Origin of the sequence: Streptomyces poriferorum (genome assembly GCF_019399235.1) — a bacterium.
Classification (GTDB): domain Bacteria; phylum Actinomycetota; class Actinomycetes; order Streptomycetales; family Streptomycetaceae; genus Streptomyces; species Streptomyces poriferorum.
In genome coordinates, this window is the sequence record NZ_JAELVH010000252.1 from 1 (window position 1) to 9,916 (window position 9,916).

10 protein-coding genes are annotated in these 9,916 nt (G+C 69.6%); 3 read left to right on the forward strand and 7 right to left on the reverse strand.

Annotated features, from left to right (window positions below):
- The coding region (locus tag JGS39_RS31260; RefSeq protein ID WP_219573111.1) for a glycosyl hydrolase 53 family protein at positions 1 to 634 on the forward strand (634 nt) is incomplete at its 5' end.
- A gap of 13 nt (positions 635 to 647) precedes the next feature.
- On the opposite strand, the gene JGS39_RS31265 is transcribed toward JGS39_RS31260, so the two are convergent.
- The 7 genes from JGS39_RS31265 to JGS39_RS31295 all read right to left on the reverse strand — a co-directional run bounded on the left by JGS39_RS31265 (position 648) and on the right by JGS39_RS31295 (position 7,477).
- Positions 648 to 1,673, reverse strand: coding sequence for a VOC family protein (locus JGS39_RS31265; protein ID WP_219573112.1), 1,026 nt, complete (start codon positions 1,671 to 1,673; stop codon positions 648 to 650).
- 111 nt (positions 1,674 to 1,784) lie between these two features.
- Positions 1,785 to 2,636, reverse strand: coding sequence for a hypothetical protein (locus tag JGS39_RS31270; RefSeq protein ID WP_219573113.1), 852 nt, complete (start codon positions 2,634 to 2,636; stop codon positions 1,785 to 1,787).
- 176 nt (positions 2,637 to 2,812) lie between these two features.
- Positions 2,813 to 3,706, reverse strand: a complete 894-nt coding sequence (thpD, locus tag JGS39_RS31275) for an ectoine hydroxylase (protein WP_219573114.1) — start codon at positions 3,704 to 3,706, stop codon at positions 2,813 to 2,815.
- 6 nt (positions 3,707 to 3,712) lie between these two features.
- Entirely contained in the window at positions 3,713 to 4,111 is a 399-nt protein-coding gene (locus tag JGS39_RS31280) for an ectoine synthase (protein ID WP_219573115.1), read from the reverse strand.
- A 62-nt stretch (positions 4,112 to 4,173) separates the two neighbouring features.
- Complete coding sequence (ectB, locus tag JGS39_RS31285; RefSeq protein WP_219573116.1) at positions 4,174 to 5,436, reverse strand: diaminobutyrate--2-oxoglutarate transaminase; 1,263 nt, start codon at positions 5,434 to 5,436, stop codon at positions 4,174 to 4,176.
- A gap of 83 nt (positions 5,437 to 5,519) precedes the next feature.
- Positions 5,520 to 5,984 carry a diaminobutyrate acetyltransferase gene (gene ectA / locus JGS39_RS31290; RefSeq protein ID WP_219573117.1) on the reverse strand — a complete coding sequence of 155 codons (465 nt, stop codon included), beginning with the start codon at positions 5,982 to 5,984 and terminating at the stop codon, positions 5,520 to 5,522.
- Positions 5,985 to 6,370: 386 nt separating this feature from the next.
- Positions 6,371 to 7,477 carry an aminotransferase class V-fold PLP-dependent enzyme gene (locus JGS39_RS31295; RefSeq protein ID WP_219573118.1) on the reverse strand — a complete coding sequence of 369 codons (1,107 nt, stop codon included), beginning with the start codon at positions 7,475 to 7,477 and terminating at the stop codon, positions 6,371 to 6,373.
- 156 nt (positions 7,478 to 7,633) lie between these two features.
- Between JGS39_RS31295 and JGS39_RS31300 the strand changes: the two genes are divergently transcribed.
- Both JGS39_RS31300 and JGS39_RS31305 read left to right on the forward strand, forming a co-directional pair.
- Positions 7,634 to 8,734, forward strand: coding sequence for an amidohydrolase family protein (locus tag JGS39_RS31300; protein WP_236064665.1), 1,101 nt, complete (start codon positions 7,634 to 7,636; stop codon positions 8,732 to 8,734).
- Positions 8,735 to 9,066: 332 nt separating this feature from the next.
- Positions 9,067 to 9,916, forward strand: an 850-nt coding sequence (locus JGS39_RS31305) for an SCO1860 family LAETG-anchored protein (RefSeq protein ID WP_219573119.1), incomplete at its 3' end; no start/stop codon positions are given.

Consider the following 9,916-nt stretch of genomic DNA (forward strand, 5'->3'; position numbering starts at 1 on the left):
CGTCACCTCGGTCAAGGTCACCGGCGGCTCCTGCACCATCAGCCTGAACTCGGACGCCCACGCGGGGGAGTGGGCCAACTTCGACGACATCGCCTTCACCCCCGGCGCCACCGGGCTCACCGTGAAGGGCGGTGACCTCTCCACCCTCCCGAAGAACGAGGCGCACGGCGCCGTCTACCGCAGCGCGAGCGGCACGGCCGGCGACGCCATGAGCCTCCTGAAGTCCGCCGGGATGAACTACGTCCGTCTCAAGGTGTGGGTGAACCCGGCCGACGGCTACAACAACAAGGCACACGTCCTGGCCATGGCCAAACGCGCCAAGGCCCTCGGCATGAAGACGCTCGTCGACTTCCACTACTCCGACGCCTGGGCCGACCCCGGCAAGCAGAACAAGCCCGCCGCCTGGGCGGGCCACGGCTACGCGAAGCTGCGCACGGACGTGATGAACGTCGTCGAGGCGGTCCCCGGCGGCCGGGGCCTGGGCGCCGTCTACTGGGAGCCGGCCTGGACCGCCGTCGGCGGCAGCGGCTGGGACCCGGCCGACCCGGCGTCCGGCAACGCCTGGGAGAACCAGGCGCTGTTCGGCTACGACACCAAGCTGCTCCCGGCGGCGAACTGGTTCTCCCACCGGTAGCCGCCGTCCGGGGCTACCGCTTCGGCGTCTCCTCCAGCGGGGCCCCGTGCCACTTCCACGACGTCACGCGCTCCCGGCCCGGCAGATCCGCGCGGCCGGTGGACCAGAGCAGCACGGTCCACCGGTCCTCGTCGGCCGGGGCGTCGGGGAAGAGCCGTCCCAGCACCCGGTCGCACAGGTCGGCGGGCGGCGTCCAGGTGACGCCGAGGCCCTCGGCGACGTCGTGGGCGTGGACGAGGGTCTCCACGATGCCCATCGCGGCGAACCCCTCCGGGTCCGAGACACCGTAGGAGTGGTGGGAGCGGAGATCGGGGGAGGCCGTCCGCACCATCGCGGACAGCAGGGCGCCGCTCGCCTCCAGGGTCTGGAGCAGCCCGGCGGTTCCCGCCTCCGGGTCCGCGAAGATCGCGTTCCAGGGGCCGCCCTCGCGCTCCGGAGCCCAGCGATACGGAACCTCGCTCTCCAACGGGGGCCTGCGCGGGCCGAGCTGGACGGCATACGCGAAGAGGTCGTCGCTCAGGTGCTCCACGGTCTCCCAGCAGTCCCAGGTGAGCGTGCCCGCGGGAATGCGCCAGTCCTCGGCCGGTGAGCCCGCGAGTGTGTCCACCGTCAGGCGGACCGCCGACGTCACGTCGTCCGCGGTGACCGGCAGCCGCTTCCCGGTCAGCCGCGCCCGTTCACCCGCACTGCACTCCACACAGAACTCGTTGCCCTCCGGATCGGCCAGGGTCGCCCAGCCCCGCCCGTCCGGCCTGCGGCGGTCGGCGACCAGCGTGGCGCCGAGGGCGAGCAGCCGCTCGACCTCCTCGTCGCGGGTGCGGTCGTCCGGCTGGATATCGAAGTGAATGCGGTTCTTGACGCTCTTCGGCTCGGGCACGGTGACGAACAGCAGGGCTGCGGAGGGGGTCCGCACGAGCGCCTCGGGGTCTCCGGGGAAGTCGTCGTCGGCGAGGGAGGAACCCAGCACCTCCGCCCAGAACGTGCCGAGCTTGTAGGCGTCGGCGCAGTCGATGGTGACGTGGTGTACGTGTGAAGTCATGGGGTCACTGTCTCCGCCGACCCGTGCCGAGGTCCAGCGAGTTGAAACCTCGGAACGTCTCCGCGCCGACGGAGCCCACGCGCACGACGGGCGCCGTCCCAGGCAGCCGGGTCATTCCCGTTCCTTCCGGCTGTAGAGTCGCCGCCCCTGCCCGTCCTTCGTCGGGCCCCAGTAGTCGGTGTACTCCGTGTCGTCGACGCTGCCGGAAACCCGGAAGATGCCGACGCCGGTACCAGGCTCCTTCACCTCGAGAGAGTGCTGGCTGCCCTTTTTGTCGAGATAGTTCACTTTCAGGTGGTATTCGACATACTCTCCGCCCAGGAGCTTCGCCTCCACCGCCATGACGAAACCCTCGCCCGCCTCAAGGACCTGTGACGCACGGCTGAAGTAGGGCTTTCCGTTCTGGGTGAATTTGGGATATCGGTTGTCCAGGTTCAGCTGGACCGGAACACTGTCCGAGGCCATCCCGCCCAGGGGCTCGATCATCGTGGTGTCGATCGCCTCGTCGCGGCGTGTGATCACGGGGACGATGTCCATCACCCTGACCGGTGAGGCGGAGACATTGGTGACAGCGACGTTGTATGCGGTCTTGCTGATCGAGGTTGCCTTGATCTTCCGGAGCAGATGGTTCCAGCTTTCCGGTGTCGTCGCTCCATGGGCCAGCACATCTCTGTCCTCGGCGCTGGTCACGCGTTGCTCCGAAACCAGGAACGAGCCGCCCTCCTCCGGCATGACCACTACTTTGACCGGCACCGCGGGCTCCGTGTGCGGCGGTGCCGAAGCGGCCGGCTTCTTCTCGTCCGTCAGCACGTCCGTGACGAGTCCCTGAATCGAAGAGCCCAGGCCGGTGATGAAGCTGACGATCACCGCGGAAACACCGGCCAGAACCGATGCCGCGATCACCGTGCGCGCCGAGTTCCGGTCGGCCTCCGGCCTTCCCGCGGCTCGTCGTCGTTCGGACACCCGCCGAAGGTGTTCACGTTGGTTCGCCCGTCGCACCATGCTGCCCCCGCCTCCGGAAATCTCTTGATCCTAACGCGGTTCACGAGGAGGGCCCCGGGGATTCGCGGCGGGTGGGGAACATGCCGACGGGGCGGGACGCATCGCTGCGTCCCGCCCCAACCGGCTTTAGTACGAACCTACTTCACCGGCGTGAAGTCGCGCGCCCCGATGAACTCCGGGCGGCGGATCGGAGCCGCGAACGGCTCCTGGGCCGCGTTGTCCACGCTGTTGAACACGATGAAGACGTTGCTGCGCGCGTACGGGGTGATGTTGTCGCCCGACCCGTGCATCGCGTTGCAGTCGAACCAGGTCGCCGAACCGGCCCTGCCCGTGAAGAGCCTGATGCCGTGCCGGTCGGCCATCTTCGTCAGCGCCTCGTCGGACGGGGTGCCGGCGTCCTGCATCTGCAGGGACTTCTTGTAGTTGTCCTTCGGCGTCTCGCCCGCGCAGCCGAGGAACGACTTGTGCGAACCGGGCATGATCATCAGCCCGCCGTTGGTGTCGTAGTTCTCGGTCAGCGCGATCGACACGGACACGGCCCGCATGTTCGGCAGACCGTCCTCGGCGTGCCAGGTCTCGAAGTCCGAGTGCCAGTAGAAGCCCGAAGCCCCGAAGCCCGGCTTCACGTTGATCCTTGACTGGTGGACGTACACGTCCGAGCCGAGGATCTGACGGGCCCGGCCCACCACGCGCTCGTCGCTGACGAGGCGGGCGAAGACCTCGCTGAGCCGGTGGACCTCGAAGACCGACCGTACGGAGTCCGACTTCGGCTCGATGACCGAGCGCTCGTCGGCCCGCACCGCCGGATTGGCGATCAGCCGTTCCAGCTCGGCGTGGTAGCCGGTCACCTCGTCAGGGGTGATCAGCTGGTCGACGGTGAGGAAGCCGTCGCGCTCGAAGCCCTGGAGCTCCTTGGCGGCGACCGGACCCGGTGCGCCCGGCGCGGACCAGATGACCGGGTCCTGGCGGGGAGTGGTCATCTCGGCGGCGCCGCGCGACGGGTACAGGTCGGCGCGTACATCAGTGGTCATGGGGGTTCAGCCCTCCTCGGTCAACAGCGGGTAGACACCGTTCTCGTCGTGGTCCTCCCGTCCGGTGACGGGGGGATTGAAGACGCAGACGCAGCGGAAGTCCGTCTTCGGGCGCAGCGTGTGGTGCTCGTGCCCGTTCAGCAGGTACATCGTGCCGGGGGAGATCCAGTGCTTCTCGCCGGTCTCGTCGTTGGTGAGTTCGGCCTCGCCCTCGGTGCACAGGACGGCCTCGATGTGGTTGGCGTACCACATCGACGTCTCCGTGCCCGCGTACAGCACGGTTTCGTGGAGCGAGAAGCCGACCTTCTCCTTGGCGAGCACGATGCGCTTGCTCTCCCAGGTTCCGGAGGCGGACTTCACATGCCGGTCGGTGTTCTCGATGTCACTGAAGGATCGGACGATCACGGTGGGTCGGTGCCTTTCTCTCTACGGTGTTTCTCGTCGGGCCCGCCCGGGGCGGGCCCGGGTCAGGCGGTCTCCCGGACGCAGCGGGCCAGCGTGCGCAGGCCCTCGTCCAGCTCCTCGGGGGTGATGGTCAGCGGCGGCAGCAGCTTGACGACCTCGCTCTGCGGGCCGGAGGTCTCCAGCAGCAGGCCCAGCTCGAACGCGCGGGCGCAGACGGCGGAAGCGCGGGCCGGGTCGTTGAACTCCAGGCCCCACACCAGTCCGCGGCCGCGGAACTGCGCGCTCTCGTGCTCGCCGCAGATCGCCAGCAGCGCCGACTCGACCTGCTCGCCGCGGGCCAGCGTCTGCTTCTCCATCTGGCCGTCGGCCCAGTAGGCGTCGAGTACGGCGGCGGCGGTGACGAACGCCGGGTTGTTGCCGCGGAAGGTGCCGTTGTGCTCGCCCGGCTCCCAGATGTCCAGTTCGGGCTTGAACAGGCAGAGGGACATGGGCAGTCCGTAGCCGCTGATGGACTTCGACAGCGTCACGATGTCCGGCGTGATGCCGGCCTCCTCGAAGGAGAAGAAGCCGCCCGTCCTGCCGCAGCCCATCTGGATGTCGTCGACGATCAGCAGCATGTCCTGGCGGTGGCACAGGTCCTGGAGCGCGCGCAGCCACTCGGCGCGGGCGACGTTGATGCCGCCCTCGCCCTGCACCGTCTCCACGATCACGGCCGCGGGCTTGTTGAGCCCGGAGCCCTGGTCCTCCAGGAGCCGCTCGAACCAGAGGAAGTCGGGGACCTGGCCGTCGAAGTAGTTGTCGAACGGCATCGGCGTGCCGTGCACCAGCGGGATGCCGGCCCCGGCCCGCTTGAAGGCGTTGCCGGTGACGGCGAGCGAGCCGAGCGACATGCCGTGGAAGGCGTTGGTGAACGAGACCACGGACTCGCGGCCCTTGACCTTGCGGGCCAGCTTCAGTGCCGACTCGACCGCGTTGGTGCCGGTCGGGCCGGGGAACATCACCTTGTACGGCAGGTCGCGGGGCCGCAGGATGACGTTCTGGAACGTCTCCAGGAAGGCTCGTTTGGCGGTGGTCGCCATGTCCAGGCCGTGGGTGATGCCGTCGCGCTCGATGTAGTCGATCAGCGCGCGCTTCAGAACCGGGTTGTTGTGGCCGTAGTTGAGCGAACCGGCCCCGGCGAAGAAGTCGAGGTACGTGTGGCCGTCCTCGTCGGTCAGCCGGGCGCCCTGCGCGCGGTCGAAGACGGCGGGCCAGCCTCGGCAGTAGCTCCGTACCTCGGACTCCAGGGTCTCGAAGACACTGAGGGCGGGCGGGGTGATGGTCACAGCGGGTCTCCTGCGTGAGGGGGGTGGTGTGACGGGCGGAGTGAAGATGACTACGACGGGCGGCACCCGCCGGAAGGGCCTGCTCAGGCGTGGAACGGGCCGATGCTGTAGAGCACTTCCGGCAGATGGGTGCCCTCGGGGAACAGGCCGCCGTCGAAGAGCACCTCGCGTTCCAGTGCCACGTCGTGGCGCTGCGCGTAGGAGGTGAACAGGCGGTCCGACGCCTTGTTGTCCGGGGTGATGGTCGTCTCGACCGAGGCGAGGCCCTGCTCCGCGGCGACGCGTGCGGTCAGGTCGTCCAGCAGCTTCGCTGCCAGGCCGGTACCTCGGTGGCCGTGGTCGACGGCCACCTGCCAGACGACGAGCGTCTCGGGGCGGTCAGGCCTGATGTACCCCGTCACGAAGGCGACCGGGGAGCCGGTCTCGTCGCGGGCGACCACGGAGGTCGCCGCGAAGTCACGGCACCACAGCAGGTAGCTGTACGAGGAGTTGAGGTCAAGGACCTTGGAATCGCGGGCTATACGCCAGATCGCGGCTCCGTCCTCCACTCGTGGGGTGTCGATGGTGATGAATTCGCTTCGGGCACGTGCAAAATCTGCTGGTGCGGCGGTCATGCGAATTGAATTTACCCAGCAAATTTCTAAATTGCATCGGGCCAAGGGGTTGGGTGAAGCGATGTGCTGTGTTATCACGCGAGCGCGCGCCCCAGCGCGAAACCGCTACTCTTTCTACCGATTTGGCATGCATTTATCGGGCATAACGCCCCTGTGTGTGGAGTCGGTCACAAGGTCGTAACTCTCGCGCCTCGCAACCGAATTGTGGAGATCGGCCGTCGTCGAAACTGGGGTGTTTAGCCTTCGGGGAAGCGGGCATAAGAATGCGGGGAGCTGCTCTGAATTAAGCAGCTCCCCGCATTCATTGATTACGCCTGAATTTATGCGGCGGTCCAGGTTTCCGAAACGGCCTTCCGGGCAGCCTCCAGATCGACCTGCCGGCCGGTATCGGCCAGCGCCGCCCCCAGAGCCGCGAGCGAGGAGAGCACCGCGCCCCGCGTCGCGTCCACACCGTAGTGATTGACCCGGATCATCTCCTTGGACAGCGCCCCGCCCCCCGCGATCAGCGGCAGCGACGGGTCGGCAGCCCGTGCCTGCGCGACCAGTTCCGCGGCGTCCACGCCGTCCGGCGTCCGCAGCGTGGTCGCCACCGGAGCGGCGTCCCGCGCCTCGTGCACGTACGGCGTCAGGCCACCGCCCAGTGCCACCGCGCCGGCCCGGGTCGCCGCGGCCGCGGCGGCGTGGCGTGCCATCAGCGCGTCCAGTCCCTCCGCCTCGATCCGCTCCACGCAGGCCTCCAGGGCCAGCATCTCCAGCTGGGCCGGGGCGTGCAGCAGCGCCCGGCGGCCGCCGTCGATCCAGCGCTCCTTCCAGTCCAGCAGTGAGAGGTAGGAGCGGCGCGGGGCCTGCGCGTTGGCGGCGATCCGCTCCCAGGCGCGCGCGCTCACCGATACCGCGGACACCCCGGCCGGACCGCCCATCGCCTTCTGCGCCCCGATCACGCACAGGTCCACGCCCCAGGCGTCCGGCAGCAGCGGCTCGGCGCCCACCGAGGCGACGGCGTCCAGCATGAACAGCGCCCCGTGCGCCCGGACGGCCTCACCGATCTCCGCGACCGGGTTGGTGTTGCCGGTGGCCGCCTCCGCGTGCACCAGGGACACGAAGTCGATCTCCGGGTGCGCGGCCAGCGCGTCGGCGACCTGGGCGGCGGTGACGGCGGTGTGGAAGGGCACCGCCAGATCGACGACCTCGGCGCCGCAGTCGCGCAGCCAGTTGCCGAACGTCTGCCCGTACGGCCCGGTGACGACGTTCAGCGCCGTCGATCCGGGCCGGGCGCCGCCCCTGATACAGCCTTCGAGGGGCAGGAGCGCCTCGCCCTGCATGATGACGACGTCCTGCTCGGTGGCGAGGAGACCGGCCACGCGCCGCTCGATCGTCGCGAAGTGCGCGGCGGTGAGCGGGGTCAGGTCGAGGAAGGGGTGCGTCACGGTGGTGCTCTCTTCGGGATCGGATCTGTGCGGACCGGCCTGCGGGCCAGGCCTGCAACGAGGGTACCGAGCCCTCCGGAGGCGGCCCGGACCCGTCTGCCGGAAGGGATCCGGCAGGGCGTGGCGCCCGGTCCCGCGCCTCGTACAGTGCTGTCCATGAGTGATCACGAGGCGCCGCGCGTGCTGCAGGTGAAGGGGCGGGTGCTCGTCGGCCCCGAGGATGTCAGGGACGAGATCTGGGCGGTCGACGGGCGGGTGACGTACGAGCGGCCCCCGGGTGCGGACGAGGCGGTCGTCGTCACCGGCTGGGCCCTGCCCGGACTGGTCGACGCCCACTGCCACGTCGGGCTCGACCACCACGGCGCCGTCGACCCGGCGACCACCGAGAAGCAGGCGCTCGACGACCGGGGGGCGGGCGCGCTGCTCCTGCGGGACGCGGGATCACCCGCCGACACCCGGTGGATCGACGACCGCGAGGACCTGCCGAAGATCATCAGGGCCGGCCGGCACATCGCCAGGACCCGGCGGTACACCAGGAACTACGCCTACGAGATCGAGCCGGACGAGCTGGTGGCGTACGTCGGGCAGGAAGCGCGCCGCGGGGACGGCTGGGTGAAGCTCGTCGGCGACTGGATCGACCGCGAGGTGGGCGATCTGACCGCCTGCTGGCCGCGCGAGGAGGTCGGGGCCGCCATCGCCGAGGCGCACCGGCTGGGTGCCCGGGTCACCGCGCACTGCTTCGCCGAGGACTCGCTGCGTGATCTCGTCGAGGCCGGGATCGACTGCGTCGAGCACGCGACCGGGCTGACCGAGGAGACCATCCCGCTCTTCGCCGAACGCGGGGTCGCGATCGTCCCCACCCTGGTCAACATCGCCACCTTCCCCACGCTCGCCGACGGCGGCGAGGCCAAGTACCCCCGCTGGTCCGCCCATATGCGCCGGCTCCACGAGCGCCGCTACGACACCGTGCGCGCCGCGTACGACGCCGGGGTGCCCGTGTTCGTCGGCACCGACGCGGGCGGGGTGCTCGCCCACGGTCTGGTGGCCGGCGAGGTCGCGGAGCTCGTCAAGGCGGGCATCCCGGCCCTGGAGGCCCTGTCCGCGACGACGTGGGCAGCCAGGGCGTGGCTCGGCAGGCCGGGTCTCGAGGAGGGCGCGCCGGCCGACCTGGTGGTGTACGACGAGGACCCGCGGGCGGACGTGCGCGTGCTGGCGGCCCCGCGCCGGGTCGTCCTGAACGGGCGCGTGATCGGCTGATCCGGGTGTCCCGGGCCGGTTCGGGCCCGGGAGGCGCCGTGTTGACCGGCAGTGACCCGGAGCGCACGCGCTCGTTGGATAACCTCGCGCACTCCGACACGAGAGCCTTCCGGGCCGGGCACGTTCAGTGAAACGGGTGAACTCAAGGAACGCACGTGCCGGATTATTCGAATACAGGCACGGAAACCCCCCTTTGGGGTGAACTCACGCCAGGTGTCTGTCAGTTCACCCTCTGTGCGTAAAGATTCACGGAGTCGAGGCCACCGGTGCCCGCGATGTCCCCCATTGGACGGCGCCGGTGGCTCCATGTCTCTTGTGGGGGTTCCACCATCTTGAACAGCAACACCTTCCGCCTCGCCGCCCTGGCGGTCGCTGCCGCTCCCGTCGCCCTGCTGCTCGCCGTCCCGGCGCACGCCACCGCCGCGGCCACCACCACGACCACCGGCGACGGGAAGGCGAGCGCGGTCGTGCTCCGTACCGCACTCGACGTCTCGCTCCTGAACAAGACGATCGATGTGCCGCTCGAGGCCACGCTCAACGAGGTGCGGGCGCCGCGGAGCGCGGAGAAGACCGCGCTCAGCGTGAAGCTCGAAGGGGTGGAGGGCGGGGCGCCGGTCCGCGTGCTGCGCGCCGATGTGGCCACGGCGAAGGCGACCGTCGACAAGCACCGCGCCGAGGGCTACAGCAATGTGGTGAGGGCGAAGCTGCACCTGCCCGGCCTGCCGCTGCTCTCACTGGTCGAGGTCGAGCAGGTCACGTCCAAGGCGGTCTGCGAGGTGGGCCACAAGCCGGTCGCCGAGTCGAACGTGCTGGGGCATGTGAGGGTTCTCGGCAAGCGCGTCACCCTGACCGCCGGAGGCACGACGCAGATCGCGGTGAAGGGCGTCGGCTCGGTGACGCTCGACCTGTCGAAGGCGAGCACCACCTCGCGCACCGCCGCCGCGGTCGCACTCCAGCTGAAGGTCTCGGTCAACCCGGGCGATCTGAACGTCGCCGATGTGAAGGGTGAGGTCACGCTCGCCGAGGCAACCTGCGAGACGCCGAAGGCGGCGTCCACGGGTGGCGGCGACAACGGCGGCGGTGAGAACGGCGGCGGCGACAACGGGGGTTCGACCGGCGGTGGGTCCACCGGCGGCGGTTCGAGTGACGGCGGCTCGGACAACGGCGGTTCGAGTGACGGCG